The organism is Pseudomonas sp. FBCC-B1667, assembly GCF_059133255.1.
In genome coordinates this window covers 5,356,758-5,371,235 of record NZ_CP101437.1, presented here as the reverse complement: position 1 = coordinate 5,371,235, position 14,478 = coordinate 5,356,758, and the positions used below count along the sequence as shown (strand labels likewise).

Here is a 14,478-nt window from a genome sequence, read left to right as displayed (position 1 = left end):
TCAGTCCGCGCGCGGCTGACTGTTCTTCTCGGCTAGGGTCTTGTCGTCGCTGATCGCGATGTGCGCACCGTTGTCCAGTTTGATCTGGCCGGCCGTGACCACTTTTTCGCCGTTCTGCACACCTTTGGTAATCATCACCAGCCCGTCGCGGCGCTCACCGGTTTCGATGAAACGCCGTTCGGCGATCAGGATCGGTTGGCCCTTGTCGTCTTTTTCCAGGCTGCCGTCTTCGGCTTTTTTCTGCGCGACGACGTAGATCGAGTTGCCGTACAGCGTGTAAGTGATCGCGCTTTCCGGCACGACGATGCGCGGCTGCGGGTCGGGCAACAACACCTGCAGACTGGCGAACATCCCCGGCAGCAAGATGCCGTCGGGATTGGCCAGGGTCGCTCGGACCTGGACGTTGCGCGTGCTGTTTTCGACTTTCGGGTTGATCGCACTGATCGTGCCGGGGAAGGTGCGTGTCGGGTAAGCCGCGACAATGACCTGCACCGGTTGGCCGAGGGCGATTTTCGGGATCGACTGCTCAGGGACGAAGAAGTCTACATAGAGGCTGCTGAGGTCTTGCAGGGTGGCAATCATGGTGCCGGTGGCGACGTAATCACCGACGTCCACCTGACGAATGCCGATGGTCCCGCTGAAGGGCGCGGCGATGCTCTTTTTGCTGAGCGCAGCCCTGAGCTGATTGACCGTGGCCTTGCTCTTTTTCTGCACCGCTGACAGTCGGTCGAATTCACCTTTGGAAATCGCCTGGCTGCCGACCAATTGGCTGCCACGACCGTAATCGAGCTGGGCCAGCCCGAGGTCGGCCAGTGCGGTTTCGAGCAAGGCACTTTCCACGGAGCTGTCGAGCCGCAGCAGCGGTTGGCCGGCCTTGACCTTCTGCCCTGACTCGAATTGCAAATCGATGACCGTGCCGTCGGTCTCCAGGCTCAGATCCACGCCCTGCAATGCCTTGAGCGTGCCAACGGTGGGCAGGCGCGCTTGCCACGGCCGTTCGGTGGCGGTGGCCACGGCGACACTGATCGGCGGTTTTGGCGCGGAGAAGCCTTGAATCATCGTGTAGATGGAGAAGGCTTTATAACCGGCCAGGACCAGCACGATCAGCAGAACAACACCCAACATGATCAGCATGCGGCGACGCAGCATATTTCCAGTTCCTTGGAGAAAATCAGGTGAGACAGGGAGGCACATTACTCCGAGTGCGCGGGTGATTCCAACTGACACATTTCACAGGACGCACAAAACCTGTGGTAGCCGAGCGTGCTCGCGATGGCGGTGTATCAGTCGGCTGATACACCGCCATCGCGAGCACGCTCTGCTCCTACAAGGTAGCGGGCGTTTAGATGAGATGCAGGTGGTTATCCCAGAGGCCGGCGGGCAGCTCGAGGGGTTTTGCAACAAGGTTTGTCTGACGGCAATCGTAATAGCGGCAGCGGCCCTGACCCGAGGTCACGACAAAACCGTCGGCCACGGCGCCGACCCCGGCGCAATCGGGTAAAGGCGCATCCAGGCGCACTTCGCCGCTGTCCAGGTCCCAGATGAAAAAGCGGTTGCCCCGTGGCGCAGTCAACGCCACCAGGCGCAGGTCGCTGTGCACCGCGACGCTGGCGGTGTAATGCCCCATCGCCTGCAACTGATGCTCGGGCACCGGGAACGCCACGAACGGCTGGCCAGGCCGCTTGATTGCCAACAGCTCCGATGACTCGTGGGAGGCCCCCATGAATTGCTGACCGGCCACGATGGTGCCGTCGCTGGCGATCCCCAGATGCCGCACGCTGTTCATCTGTTGGGCGAGGGTTTCCTTGCTCAACAACGTACCGTCGCGTTGCATCAACACCAGGCTTGGCTCCATGGCGTTGAGGTTCATCTCGACCCGGCTTTCGGCCTCGGTGCGAATGCCGCCGTTGGCCACCACCAGGGTTTCGCCATCGGGCATCCACGACACTTGATGCGGGCCGATGCCATGGGTGGAAACCTCGCCGCTGTGGATAAGTCGCTCACCGTCGAACTTATACACACCGAGCAAGCCACGGCCTGGATCGGAGGTATCGTTCTCGGTCGCGTACAGCCAGTCGCCGCTCTTGTGAATCACCGCATGCCCGTAGAAATGCCGGTTTGGCAGCGAGGTCACGGTTTGCAGCAGCGTGCCGTCACGCAAGTCGATCAGGTAACTCTCGGTGCCCGGACGACGGGCCACGAATAACGCGATCGTCAACGTCGGGTGGTTAATGATGTCGTGGCAGCGCTGGCCGACCTGGGTGGCGAACACCCGGGTGCCGTCCAGCCGATAACCGACGGCGTAGTGCTTGCCGTCGGTGTCGTCCCGCGCCGACAGCAGCAGCGGGCTTTTGTCCTTTGGCTTGAACAGCGTCCAGCCGCCCAGTGTCACTGCTCCCAGCAGCAAGCTACCTAAAGTCAGAGCCTGTCGTCGCAGCATGGCACTCGTCCTCATCAGTCACCGTCGTTGGCGTTGAAGCCCAGTTGAATGCCCAGCGCCTTGGCCAGTTCGCCTTCGTGCAGGCGGTGGACCACGTTGAGGCTGTCGTAGAGATCATTGAGTTGCTGGCGACCGGCATCATCGTTGAGCATTTCGGTCAGCGAACGCTGGTTGCTGGCGAACAGTTTCAGCGAGGCGGCATAGGCCGCATCGATCTTGTCGGCCAACGGTTTCTGCTCGCTCGGCAACAAACCGCGCAGGCCTTTGTTGTCGACGCCTTCCCACACGGTTTTGGCGGCGGCGAGGCTGGTTTCGAGACCGGTCAGGGACGACTGGCTACGCCATGCATCGGCCTGGAACGGCTGCGGCACGCCTTTGCTTTGGCGGCCCATTGGCGTGCCGAGTTTTTTCTTCAGAGTGTCGATGGCGGTGACTTGCACGCGCAGCAAGTCGGCGATGGCTTCGTGGGAATCGGCGTAGCGCTGGTTCGGGAATTTGCTCATTTGCGCGAGCATGCCGTCGGTGTTGTTCCAGCTTTGCAGAATCTCTTCGGCCAGTTGTTTCTGACGTTCGCCGATGGCTTTCAGCAATGGGCAGTATTTGGCTTTCTGCGCGTCATTGGCCACGTCCGGCTTGCTGTCGAACAAGATGTACTCATAGGCCGAGAGGCCCTGAACCACCACGCTGGATTTGGCCAGGGCGGCGGCATCGATCTGCGGCTGCGCGGTGACCAATTGCTCGACCTGACGGCCGACCAGGTTCTTCTTGTCCGGCCAGAATTGCACCTGCCACGAACGGTTGCCCTCGGCCAGCGGCCCGATCAGCAACGGTTGCAACTCGGCCCAGGCTTTCTGCGCGTGCAGGAAGTCGGCGCGGGCGGTGTCGAGGTTTTCCTTGCCTTCGCAGTAGGCGAGGGCGCTGATGGCCAATTGGCGGTCGGCTTCCACCCAGCGGGTGTAGGTCGGCAGGATCACCGATTTGGCGATGGCGGCCGATGTCACGGCTTGCGGGTCCTGCGGTGAGCAGGCGCCCAGTGCGAGTGCGGCAAGGCTGGTGAACAACAATTTGGGGCGGAACATGTCGGGCTCCCGATTCTTTATAAGTGTTTAAAGAGAATTCAAAAACGCCAGCAACGCAGTGCGCTGCTCGGCGTTGAAAGACAAAACCTGTTGCTGCGCGGCCTGCGCTTCGCCGCCATGCCAGAGCACGGCTTCGAGCAGATTGCGCGCGCGGCCATCATGCAAAAACTGGGTGTGGCCGCTGACCGCTTGCGTCAGGCCGATGCCCCATAACGGCGGGGTGCGCCAGTCGCGGCCACTGGCCTGGAATTCGGTGCGGTTGTCGGCGAGGCCGTCACCCATGTCGTGCAGCAGCAGATCGCTGTAAGGGCGAATGACTTGATTGGCCAGTTCAGGTTCGGCGGCGTTGGCGGCGGTGGTGTATGTCGGTGTGTGACAGGACTGGCATCCGGCCTGGAAAAACAGGTTCTTGCCGGCCAGCACTTCGGGCGCGCTGACATCGCGGCGGGCCGGTACGGCAAGGTTTCGGCTGTAGAACAGCACCAGGCGCAGGATGTTGTCGCTGACTTCCGGCTCGCCATCGGGGCCGGTGCCATTCGGGGCGTGTTTGCAGGCGGTTTGCGCCTCGGTGCAGTCGTCAAACGGTCTCAGGCGGGTGGTCAGGCCCATGTCACCGGAAAACGCATGCACATTCTGTTGATTGAGGTTCGGTTGCCCGGCTTTCCAGCCAAATCGGCCGAGGACGGTTTTCTGTTGCACGTCATCCCAGACCCGGTTCGGGCGTCCGGCGATGCCGTTTTTGTCCTTCGCCTGCGCTTCGGCGTTGGCCAGGATCGCTTCGTCGGGAATGGCTTCAAGCAGGCCCAGACCGATCATTGGCGGGGCGACACGGGCCGAGAACCGCGTGTCGGGGTGCATCGGACCGTAGCCCAGTTGCGTGATGTTCAGCCTTGGCTTGCGCAGTTCGACTTCAGTGCCGTCCTTGAAGCGCACTGGCACGGGCGTGTAATCGACCCGCACTTTGCCTTCCGGGGCCACGCCCGGCACGGCCATGTCCTGGAACTGCCCACCGTAGACCGGCTCCGGCACCACGCCGAGTTGCTCGATGACCTTGGCATAGGCGGGCGCGTCGGGAATCGACAGGCGCACCAGCATCGACACGGCATTCGGTGCGTCGGGCGATGGCGGATGGCCGCGACCGTCCTTGATGTGGCAACCCTGGCAGGCGTTGGTGTTGAACAACGGGCCGAGGCCATCGCGGGCGGTGGTGGTCGACGGTGCGATCACCCAGGGGCTGCGGAAGAAACTGTTGCCGACGCTGAAATCCACACGCCGTGACGGCGGCAGGTTGGCAGACGGCAGGGAAAACGCGTTCTGATCGGTCTTGCGCACCGTCGCGCTGCCACCGGACCGGGCTTCGCCGGGTTCGGCCTTGGTAAAACGCGGGGCGTCATCGCAGGCACTCAGGCCCAGGGCCAGTAACAGTGCGGACAAGCGAAGAGGCAGCGGGGGCATCAGACATCCTGCGAAACGAGCAAAACAAGGGCGCAAAGTCTAACAGGGGATACGAATTTGAATAAGAGGAATTATCGTTTGCTTGATGTGGCTCAGTTTTTTTCTGGAGAACCGCGATCCCCTGTGGGAGCGGGCTTGCTCGCGAAAGCGGAGTTTGCCGCACTGGAGATGTTGTCTGTGATGACCCTTTCGCGAGCAAGCCCGCTCCCACATTTGACCGGTGTGAAATCCGATTTTTGGGTGGGTATGAAAAAGGCGACCCGGAGGTCGCCTTCTTGTGCAGCCAGCGTTGATCAGAACTCGTGATCAGCGTTGTCCGGGTTCAGGTCGCTGATGCCCAGTTTGCCGGCGGCGGCTTCGATCGAACCGGTTTGCTTGACCAGGGAAGCGATCGCGTCACGGACGATCTGGTTACCAGCGGTATTACCGGCGGCGATCAGCTGGTCGTAGTGCTCACCCTTGTTGGCGTGATCGACCATGACCTGGATCTTGGCTTCGGTCGCGGCCAGATCGGCTTTCAGCGCGGTGTCGGCAGCCGGGTCGGCCTTGGCCACCAGGGAAGACAGGCTGGCGCCGGTCATTTTGGTGCCGTCAACGCGGGTGTATTCACCCAGGTACACGTTACGAATGCCTTTGGCATCGTAGAAGTGCGAGTTGTGGGTGTTGTCGCTGAAGCAATCCTGTTCGTCTTCCGGGGAGTTGGCTTCCAGGGACACCTTCATGCGCTCGCCCGCCAGTTCGCCCAGGGACAGGCTGCCCATGCCGAACAGCATTTTGCGCAGGCCGGTATCCACCGGTTCGGCTTCCAGGGTGGCGCGGTAGTTGTCGGCCACGTTCGGCTTCCAGTTACCGACCATTTCTTCCAGGTCGCTGACCAGCAGTTGGGTCACCGATTTCAGGTAAGCGCGGCGACGATCGTTGTGACCGCCAGTGGCGCCTTTGCCTTCCAGGTAGTCGGAAGCAGGACGGTTGCCGGCGCCTGGACCGGTGCCGTTCAGGTCCTGGCCCCACAGCAGGAATTCGATGGCATGGTAGCCGGTCGCAACGTTGGCCTCGGAACCACCCAGCTCGTTCAGGCTGGCGAGTTTTTCCGGGGTGATGTCTTTCACGTCGACCTTGTCTTCGCCGACCTGGACCTCAGTGTTGGCGATGATGTTGGCGCTGGCACCCGGGTTACCCAGTGCGTGTTCGTAGGATTTGTCGACGTAGTCGATCAGGCCTTCGTCCAGTGGCCAGGCGTTAACCTGACCTTCCCAGTCGTCGATGATGGTGTTGCCGAAGCGGAACACTTCGCTCTGCAGGTAAGGCACGCGAGCAGCGACCCAGGCAGCCTTGGCGGCTTTCAGGGTGTCGTCATTCGGCTTGGCGAGGAAGGCGTCGACGGCGGTTTGCAGGGTTTTCGCAGTGGATTCGGCATCGCTGTAGACGGCGAAGACCATGTCGGCGTAATGCGCGACAACGGCTTTGGCGGCGGCTTCATCGACTTTGCTGGTGGCGGCAGGCGCGACGGCAGCGGCGGTGCTGGTGGCCGGAGTCGGCGCGGCGGCGGTCTTGTCTTTGCCTTCGCCACAACCGGCGAGGGAAATAGCGATGGCCAACAGACTGGCGGTAGCCAGAGGCATACGAATCATGGCGAACATCCTGCTTAAAGAGGGGTGGTATGGCGCTTCACACGCGCAAAACTGCGACATAATGCAAATCTTTCGCATTCTGTGTAAAGGGTGCAGGTGCAAATATTTCTTATTCACGCAGGGGTTGTGTCGTGGATCAAAAGAAAGCAGCCTCGTTTCACTCGACAGCTGCTACAGGACCGGGCCTCTGTGGGAGCTGTCGAGTGAAACGAGGCTGCGATTTTCGGATACCTACAAAATAGCCGCGTTACTGCGCTGGGCCTGTTTCAGATAGGCGCTCAGTTCACGGGCCGGCAATGGCTTGCTGTAGTGATAGCCCTGACCTTCGTGGCAGCCTTCGGAAATGATGTAAGCCTCTTGCTCGGCGGTCTCCACGCCCTCGGCAATGACTTGCATGCCAAGGCTCTTACCCAACTGGATGATCGCGCGAACGATCGTTGCGTCGTCGTCGTCATCGAGCAGGTCCTGTACGAAGCTCTTGTCGATCTTGATCTTGTCCAGCGGCAGGCTTTTCAGATAACTCAGTGACGAGTAGCCGGTGCCGAAGTCATCAATGGCGATCAATGCGCCGGAGCGACGCAAACTCAGCAGATGCTGGGCGGCGGTGCTGATGTCTTCCATCAGGCCGGTCTCTGTCACTTCCAGTTCAAGGCTGCGTGGCGGCAAGCGGTACATTTGCATCAGGTTGTTCACCACGCGCGGCAACTCGGCGTGGTGCAGTTGCACGGTCGACAGGTTGACCGCCATGCGAAGGTCGGGGAAGCCCTGATCGTGCCAGTCGCGCAATTGTTTGCAGGCTTGATCCAGCACCCATTCGCCGATGGCAATGATGGTGCCGTTCTGCTCGGCCAAGGGGATGAACAGGTCCGGCGGCACCAGGCCATGCTCCGGATGCTGCCAGCGAATCAACGCCTCGACGCCCACCACCCGGTGATCGCGGTAGCTGATTTGTGGCTGGTAGACGAGGTAGAACTGATCGCGGGCCAGCGCATCGCGCAGGTCTTTTTCCAGTTCACGACGGCGGCGCATTTCGGTGTCGACGCTGGCGATGTAGAACTGATAGCGGTTGCGCGAGCGGGTCTTGGCCAGAGTCATGGTCTGCTCGGCTTTTTGCAGCAGCTTCTCGGTGCTGTCACCGTCTTCGGGGAACAGGGTGATGCCGATGGTCGCGCGCAGGCGGATTTCCTGATGGTCGAGGGCAAACGCCGCTTCCAGATCATCGAGGATGCTTTGCGCCAGTTCGGCGGCTTCGTAAGGTTGTTCGATATCGGCCTGGACCAGGGCGAACTGGTCGCCGCCGAGACGGGCGAGGGCGCCGAGGCGACCACTGTGGGCCCGCAGCCTGTCAGCCAACGCCAGCAGCAATTGGTCGCCGGTCTGGTAGCTGAATTGTTCGTTGATGCCTTTGAAATCGTCCAGGCCCACCACCAATACCGCGACCCGACGCTGCAACTTGCCGGCATCGACCAGGATCTTGTCCAGTTGTTGCTGCAGTTGCTGGCGGTTGGGCAGGCCGGTGAGGAAGTCGTACTGGGCCATGCGCAACAGGCTGTTTTCTGCTTCGTGGCGCAGGTGGGTGTTGCGTTCGATGGATTCGAGCAGCTGGTTGGCGGTGTTGATCCAGATCCCCAGTTCGTTCTTTTCATGGCCCTTGAGTTGCGGAATCTTGTGTTCGCTGGGGCGATCCGGGTTGATTTCGGTGAGGTGCTCGATAATTCGCGACAGCGGTTTGGTCAGCAGCCAGTGATAGACCAGGTACAGCACCAGGCCCATGGCCATGGCGCGCAACACGCCGGAAATGAAGATGATCACCGAGCTGATGATGAACCCTTGGCCATAGGTGGCGGTGTCGAGGGTGATGCTCAGGTCGCCGTAATACTCGCTATATGGGCCGCGACCGACCAGTTGGGTGGTGAAGGTGCGTTCCTTGCCGAGGATCAGGTCGGTCAGCCAGCGGCTGTGGGAATGCTGCAATTCGCGGGTTTTTTGCGCAAGCATGGCTTCATTGGGATGGCCGATGGAGGCCTGGCGCACGGCGTCGTCCTGGAACAGGCCTTCGATCACTTGCATGCCCATTTCCCGGTCCAGGCTGTAGACGGCTTGGGTGGAGGGGTCGCGGAACATGTCGAGGATGCGTTCGGCATCGTTGGCCACGGCCTGGCGTGTCTTATAGGCGTCGAAAACGATTTGCGCGCAGCTCAAGACCACGCCGACGATCAATGCCGACAGGAGCACGACCCGGAGCAACTTCACCGACAAGCTGTTCTTGAGTTCCAGCTTCAAAGGGTTATTCCTTGTTCCGTGCGGGTAGCATCAAGTTGCCATGAGTATTGGCAATCCCGTGTTGGCAGTCAAAGGGACATTCAATCACAGGAGGATTTGCCTGTGGGCTTGGCCGATTTGCTGTTGTCCGGGGTTTTTGTTCTATTCGTACTGTGTCGGTAGTGGGGTCCTTCAACTTGAGGGGATTGGGATAATTTTTCCTTCTTGCTTGATGGTAGCCGGCTATGGCGTTGGGGCAAGGGGGTTCAGGCTGGTTTCATTGTCAGCCATTGACCTGTTTTGGATCTGGCTCGTTCCCCCTGCAGGAGTTCAGCCTGCTCGCGATGGCGGCCTTAGGGCCGACCCGTTTCTTCCTTGGTGTACATATCCATTTCTGCGGTAACGGCCGCTAATGGTTTCGCTCTTACAGCGACTCCCTTTGGCAAACGCCCCAAAGGAAGCAAAGGTCTCGCCCCGAGCGTCCGGCCCCTCGCCTAGGCTCGGCGTTCCTTCGTTCCGGTATCCATCCGGGGACACTGCCCTCCGGTCTGCTTCGCGACGACCTACATGCAGCGTGTTCGACTGCGTCGAACGGCGCTGCGCGCCACTCCCCGGATGCACACCTCCACTCAGCCTCCCGAAGGGGCGGGTGAATCAAGATCAAAAGCTGCAGGCGAGCTAACGCTCGGCCTGTTGAGTGGTGAGAAGCGGCGGGTGTACGCCGATTGATCGTTCCTTCGCTCCCGCTTGGGAATGCCGTCGGGGACGCTTCGCGTTCCATTTTTGTGTGTTGAAAGATGTGTAAAACACACGGAGCTTTCCCACGCATTTTTCAGGTTGTCGGGTAGGAAGCCTTGTCTCTAACCTCTGGCTGTCGCTGAAAACTCAGCGACCGGGTGTGAGAGCCCGGCAACTTATGGTCATCCAGTGTCTGTACACGCATAATCGCCGCCAGCTTACTCGCTGCCAGCAAATGCGTTATGGCGGCTGTGTGCGGGCGGACTTCGGTCCGGCCGGGTGTCCATAACCGGTCTTCTCACCTCGCACATAGCTGCCACCTCTTCGCCGTGTGAGAAGCGGCAAGTGGGGGCTCCAGCGCTGGAGAAATACAATGGACAAATTGATACCCGATCCACCCTTGAATATTACCGACCCAGACGCCGAAGAAACCCAATCCGAAGCACTTCTGCAAGACCGCGAAGCCATAAAACGCGCCCTCGACTATTACCTCGACCCCCCGTCCCAATACACCGAAACACCCCGCCGACCCAGCACGATGTACATGATTGGCCCGAACATAGACACTGAAAGCCTGCTGGCCCAAGCCTGCGAATCACTGGCCTCCGCCAGCGTCATGACCAGCGATTTCGCCGCGAATCTGATTGGCCCGCAGCGCAACACCGTGTTGGCGATCCAGCAGATCATCATGTTGGCGGAGTTGGCGGTGAATCGAGCCTTGGATAACGTCGATCCGGCGTAGGCCGCGTTTTCGTTCTTCGTCGGAACGCCGTCCAAAGCCAGTTCGCTCCCACACGATTTATGCCGTGCACACATACTGTGCTCCTGTAGATTCACTGTGGGAGCGAGCTTGCTCGCGATGGCGGCCTGACAGTCGACTCGATTTAAACAGTTGCACAGCGCCCTGAAGCATTCCCAAACGCCATAAAAAAACCCGGCTTAAATAAGCCGGGTTTTTTGTCTGGCATCGATCTTAAGCGGTGAAGGTTTTGCCTTCGAACTGCTCAGCCACGAATTTCCAGTTGACCAGGTTCCAGAACGCTTCCACGTATTTCGGACGAACGTTGCGGTAGTCGATGTAGTAGGCGTGTTCCCAGACGTCGCAGGTCAGCAGCGGGGTGTCGCCGTTGGTCAGCGGGTTGCCGGCGCCGATGGTGCTGGCCAGGGCCAGGGAACCGTCAGCCTTTTTCACCAGCCAGCCCCAACCGGAACCGAAGGTGCCGATGGACGTCTTGCTGAATTCTTCCTTGAACTTGTCGAACGAACCGAACGAAGCGTTGATGGCTTCAGCCAGCGCGCCGGTTGGTTGACCGCCGGCGTTTGGCGCCAGGCAGTTCCAGTAGAAGGTGTGGTTCCAGACCTGAGCGGCGTTGTTGAAAATGCCGCCCGAGGAAGATTTAACGATTTCTTCCAGGGTCTTGCCTTCGAACTCGGTGCCTGGCACCAGGTTGTTCAGGTTCACGACGTAGGTGTTGTGGTGCTTGTCGTGGTGGTATTCCAGTGTTTCCTTGGAAATGTGCGGCTGCAGGGCATCGTGTGCGTAAGGCAGCGGCGGCAATTCGAAAGCCATGATAATTCTCCTAATCAGGTCAGTTGCGGTGAGCGCAAGGCCGATCACGGGCGGCCAGACAAGCGCCGGGGAGTTTGTACTCTTTGCGGCGCATCGGATCGGATCATAGCACCGGGGGTGCGGCATAACCACGCAACAACTGTGTGGAATAGAGGTTCCAGAGCCTTTTGGAATAATCAGGGGGTGACGATTAATTGAAACGCCACTGCAAACATCATCACTGCCACCAGCAGGTCAAGAATCCGCCAGGTGCTTGGTCGTGCGAGCCACGGCGCCAACCACGCCGCGCCCAACGCCAGGGTGAAGAACCACAGCAATGAAGCACTGGCCGCGCCCACCACATAAGCGCCGGGTTCGGTTTGTTGCGCACCGAGAGAGCCGATCAGCAACACCGTGTCCAGGTAAACGTGCGGATTGAGCAACGTCACCGCCAATGCACTGAGCATCACCGCTCGCAATGAACGCACGGTCTGGTTTTCACCCTGTTGCAGGCTCTGTTTCGAAAAAGCCCTGCGCAGCGCCTGGCTGCCATACCAGATCAAAAACACCGCGCCGCCCCAGCGGGCAACTGCCAGCAAGGTCGGGTTATGCGCCAGTACCGTCGCGAGGCCAAACACCCCGGCGGTCACGAGCAAGGCATCGCAAACGACGCACAACGCCGCCACCGGCAGGTGATGTTCGCGACGAAGACTTTGCGCCAGCACAAACGCGTTCTGCGTGCCGATCGCCATGATCAGCCCGGCGGCCACCAACAGGCCGTTTACATAGCTTTGCCACATGTTTTTTACTCCGCGTTGGCCGCCAGGTCCCGCAGCACGTTCAGTGCGCGTTCGGCATCGGCCTGACCGACAAACAGGTGATCGTGGTAGTAACCGGCGATGACGTTGCAGCTGATGCCGGCCTTGCCCAACGCGGTGGCGAAGGCGGCGGTCAGACCGACCGCTTCCAGTGCCGAATGCACATTCAAGGTGATCCAGGCCGCAACGTAGTCGAAGCTGAAACCGGCCTGTTCGGCGTGGGAACGTTCCAGGATCACGGTCAGGCCTTCCTGCTCGCGAAAGCTGCCGACGATCTCGAGGCCCCCCGGCAACTTGCCGTCGCGCAGGGTACAGAACACGTATTCGCCGGCGTTGAGTTGCGGGCTCATGCTGCGCAGCAGGGTTGCCAATGAAGTTTCGCCAGCCATGTTGGATTCCTTGATGAAGAGATTCTTGTTGAAGAGATCATGGTGGGCATTCTCCGCTGCAAACCTGTATAAGAAAAACCAATCATGCTGATCGCTCATTAGGAAAACTGATGTTCGACTACAAGTTACTTTCTGCCCTGGCCGCCGTGGTCGAGCAGGCCGGTTTCGAACGGGCTGCGCAGGTGCTTGGCCTGTCGCAATCGGCGATTTCCCAGCGGATCAAACTGCTGGAAGCGCGGGTCGGCCAACCGGTGCTGGTGCGGGTGACACCGCCGTCGCCGACGGAAATTGGCCGGCGCCTGCTCAACCATGTGCAGCAAGTGCGTTTGCTGGAGCGCGACTTGCAATCCCTGGTGCCGGCGCTGGATGAAGAGGGCCTGCCCGAGCGTCTGCGCATCGCGTTGAATGCCGACAGCCTTGCCACGTGGTGGGCGCAAGCGGTAGGTGACTTTTGCGCCGAGCAACATCTGTTACTGGATCTGGTGGTCGAAGACCAGACCGTTGGCCTCAAGCGCATGCGTGCCGGCGAAGTGGCGGCGTGTGTCTGTGCCAGTGAACGCCCGGTGGCCGGGGCTCGCAGCGTTTTGCTCGGGGCCATGCGTTATCGGGCGCTGGCCAGCCCGGCATTTATCGCGCGCCATTTCCCGGACGGTGTTCGCGCCGATCAACTGGCGAAAACCCCGGCGCTGGTCTTTGGCCCGGACGATTTTCTGCAGCATCGCTACCTCGCCTCCCTCGGGGTCGACGGCGGTTTCGAACACCACTTATGCCCCTCGTCCGAAGGCTTCATCCGCTTGACCGAGGCCGGTCTCGGCTGGGGGCTGGTGCCGGAATTACAGGTGCGCGAACAACTAAAACGCGGTGTTTTGCTGGAGCTTTTGCCAGATAAGCCCATCGATGTGCCGCTGTACTGGCATCATTGGCGCAATGGCGGTCAGCTTCTGGGGTTGTTGACCGATCAATTGGTGCGTTCGTCGAAGCAATGGCTGGTGCCGTTGGACTGACGGGTAGCGTCAAGACTCACGCATTAGGCAAAACGAAATATTCGGAGCACTACATGAAAATTCTGGTCACCGGCGCAAGCGGCTTCATCGGCGGACGCTTTGCGCGTTTTGCCCTGGAGCAGGGCCTGGACGTGCGGGTCAACGGTCGCCGGGCCGAAAGCGTCGAACACCTGGTGCGTCGTGGCGCCGAGTTCATTCAGGGCGACTTGAGCGACCCGGAACTGGCGCGCGACCTGTGTTCAAACGTTGAAGCCGTGGTCCATTGCGCGGGGGCGGTGGGGCTGTGGGGGCGCTATCAGGACTTTCATCAGGGCAACGTCCAGGTCACCGAAAACGTGGTTGAAGCCTGTCTGAAACAGCGGGTCCGGCGCTTGGTGCACCTGTCGTCGCCGTCGATCTATTTTGATGGCCGCGATCATTTGGGTTTGACCGAAGAGCAAGTGCCCAAGCGCTTCAAGCATCCCTACGCTGCGACCAAGTTCCTCGCCGAGCAAAAAGTCTTTGGCGCCCAGGAATTCGGCCTCGAAACGTTGGCCCTGCGCCCGCGTTTCGTCACGGGTGCCGGCGACATGAGCATCTTCCCGCGGCTGCTGAATATGCAGCACAAAGGACGCTTGGCGATCATCGGCAACGGCCTGAACAAGGTCGACTTCACCAGCGTGCAAAACCTCAACGAAGCGTTGCTCAGCAGTTTGCTTGCCAGTGGCTCGGCCTTGGGCAAGGCCTACAACATCAGTAACGGCACGCCGATTCCGTTGTGGGACGTGGTCAATTACGTCATGCGCAACATGCAAGTCCCACAAGTGACGCGCTACCGTTCCTACGGTTTGGGCTACACCGTCGCCGCACTCAACGAAGGGGTGTGCAAGCTGTGGCCGGGGCGACCGGAGCCGACCTTGTCGCGACTGGGCATGCAGGTGATGAACAAAAATTTCACCCTGGACATCAGCCGCGCCCGGCACTATCTGGACTACGATCCGAAAGTCAGTGTCTGGGCTGCCCTCGATGAATTTTGCAGCTGGTGGAAGGCCCAGGACATCCGCTGACGCGCCAGGAGCTGCCTGCCCGCACTGAACCGAGTGGGGTGTAGAGAGTCAATCGGTGCGGCCGTGG

General features: G+C 60.2%; 12 protein-coding genes. 3 read left to right on the top strand and 9 right to left on the bottom strand.

Features of this window, described 5'->3' with window-relative positions; all coding sequences use genetic code 11:
- The 6 genes from NL116_RS24815 to NL116_RS24790 all read right to left on the bottom strand — a co-directional run bounded on the left by NL116_RS24815 (window position 1) and on the right by NL116_RS24790 (window position 8,888).
- A complete protein-coding gene (locus NL116_RS24815; protein WP_494374459.1) occupies window positions 1–1,149 on the bottom strand; it encodes an efflux RND transporter periplasmic adaptor subunit in 1,149 nt (382 codons plus the stop codon).
- Between the two features lie 193 nt (window positions 1,150–1,342).
- Window positions 1,343–2,440 (bottom strand): DUF1513 domain-containing protein, encoded by a 1,098-nt coding sequence (locus NL116_RS24810; RefSeq protein ID WP_494374458.1) that lies wholly within the window; start codon window positions 2,438–2,440, stop codon window positions 1,343–1,345.
- 14 nt (window positions 2,441–2,454) lie between these two features.
- Window positions 2,455–3,519, bottom strand: a complete 1,065-nt coding sequence (locus NL116_RS24805) for an imelysin family protein (RefSeq protein WP_494374457.1) — start codon at window positions 3,517–3,519, stop codon at window positions 2,455–2,457.
- Window positions 3,520–3,546: 27 nt separating this feature from the next.
- Window positions 3,547–4,974, bottom strand: a complete 1,428-nt coding sequence (locus NL116_RS24800) for a di-heme oxidoreductase family protein (RefSeq protein WP_494374456.1) — start codon at window positions 4,972–4,974, stop codon at window positions 3,547–3,549.
- A gap of 293 nt (window positions 4,975–5,267) precedes the next feature.
- Entirely contained in the window at window positions 5,268–6,605 is a 1,338-nt protein-coding gene (locus NL116_RS24795) for an imelysin family protein (RefSeq protein ID WP_494374455.1), read from the bottom strand.
- Between the two features lie 231 nt (window positions 6,606–6,836).
- Window positions 6,837–8,888 carry a putative bifunctional diguanylate cyclase/phosphodiesterase gene (locus NL116_RS24790; protein WP_494374454.1) on the bottom strand — a complete coding sequence of 684 codons (2,052 nt, stop codon included), beginning with the start codon at window positions 8,886–8,888 and terminating at the stop codon, window positions 6,837–6,839.
- Window positions 8,889–9,978: 1,090 nt separating this feature from the next.
- On the opposite strand from NL116_RS24790, the gene NL116_RS24785 reads away from it, so the two are divergent.
- Window positions 9,979–10,347 (top strand): DUF6124 family protein, encoded by a 369-nt coding sequence (locus NL116_RS24785; protein ID WP_494374453.1) that lies wholly within the window; start codon window positions 9,979–9,981, stop codon window positions 10,345–10,347.
- A gap of 231 nt (window positions 10,348–10,578) precedes the next feature.
- On the opposite strand, the gene NL116_RS24780 is transcribed toward NL116_RS24785, so the two are convergent.
- The 3 genes from NL116_RS24780 to NL116_RS24770 all read right to left on the bottom strand — a co-directional run bounded on the left by NL116_RS24780 (window position 10,579) and on the right by NL116_RS24770 (window position 12,361).
- Window positions 10,579–11,175 carry a superoxide dismutase gene (locus tag NL116_RS24780; protein WP_008034365.1) on the bottom strand — a complete coding sequence of 199 codons (597 nt, stop codon included), beginning with the start codon at window positions 11,173–11,175 and terminating at the stop codon, window positions 10,579–10,581.
- A 176-nt stretch (window positions 11,176–11,351) separates the two neighbouring features.
- Entirely contained in the window at window positions 11,352–11,954 is a 603-nt protein-coding gene (locus NL116_RS24775; protein WP_494374452.1) for a LysE/ArgO family amino acid transporter, read from the bottom strand.
- Between the two features lie 5 nt (window positions 11,955–11,959).
- Window positions 11,960–12,361, bottom strand: a complete 402-nt coding sequence (locus NL116_RS24770; protein WP_494374451.1) for an ACT domain-containing protein — start codon at window positions 12,359–12,361, stop codon at window positions 11,960–11,962.
- A gap of 110 nt (window positions 12,362–12,471) precedes the next feature.
- On the opposite strand from NL116_RS24770, the gene NL116_RS24765 reads away from it, so the two are divergent.
- Both NL116_RS24765 and NL116_RS24760 read left to right on the top strand, forming a co-directional pair.
- Window positions 12,472–13,365, top strand: coding sequence for a LysR family transcriptional regulator ArgP (locus tag NL116_RS24765; RefSeq protein WP_494374450.1), 894 nt, complete (start codon window positions 12,472–12,474; stop codon window positions 13,363–13,365).
- A 53-nt stretch (window positions 13,366–13,418) separates the two neighbouring features.
- A complete protein-coding gene (locus NL116_RS24760; protein ID WP_494374449.1) occupies window positions 13,419–14,411 on the top strand; it encodes an NAD-dependent epimerase/dehydratase family protein in 993 nt (330 codons plus the stop codon).
- Window positions 14,412–14,478: the final 67 nt, after the last annotated feature.

Coding starts and splice junctions, on each gene's coding strand:
- NL116_RS24815 (WP_494374459.1), bottom strand. CDS start 1,149: ATGCTGCGTCGCCGCATGCTGATCATGTTGGGTGTTGTTCTGCTGATC.
- NL116_RS24810 (WP_494374458.1), bottom strand. CDS start 2,440: ATGCTGCGACGACAGGCTCTGACTTTAGGTAGCTTGCTGCTGGGAGCA.
- NL116_RS24805 (WP_494374457.1), bottom strand. CDS start 3,519: ATGTTCCGCCCCAAATTGTTGTTCACCAGCCTTGCCGCACTCGCACTG.
- NL116_RS24800 (WP_494374456.1), bottom strand. CDS start 4,974: ATGCCCCCGCTGCCTCTTCGCTTGTCCGCACTGTTACTGGCCCTGGGC.
- NL116_RS24795 (WP_494374455.1), bottom strand. CDS start 6,605: ATGATTCGTATGCCTCTGGCTACCGCCAGTCTGTTGGCCATCGCTATT.
- NL116_RS24785 (WP_494374453.1), top strand. CDS start 9,979: ATGGACAAATTGATACCCGATCCACCCTTGAATATTACCGACCCAGAC.
- NL116_RS24780 (WP_008034365.1), bottom strand. CDS start 11,175: ATGGCTTTCGAATTGCCGCCGCTGCCTTACGCACACGATGCCCTGCAG.
- NL116_RS24775 (WP_494374452.1), bottom strand. CDS start 11,954: ATGTGGCAAAGCTATGTAAACGGCCTGTTGGTGGCCGCCGGGCTGATC.
- NL116_RS24770 (WP_494374451.1), bottom strand. CDS start 12,361: ATGGCTGGCGAAACTTCATTGGCAACCCTGCTGCGCAGCATGAGCCCG.
- NL116_RS24765 (WP_494374450.1), top strand. CDS start 12,472: ATGTTCGACTACAAGTTACTTTCTGCCCTGGCCGCCGTGGTCGAGCAG.
- NL116_RS24760 (WP_494374449.1), top strand. CDS start 13,419: ATGAAAATTCTGGTCACCGGCGCAAGCGGCTTCATCGGCGGACGCTTT.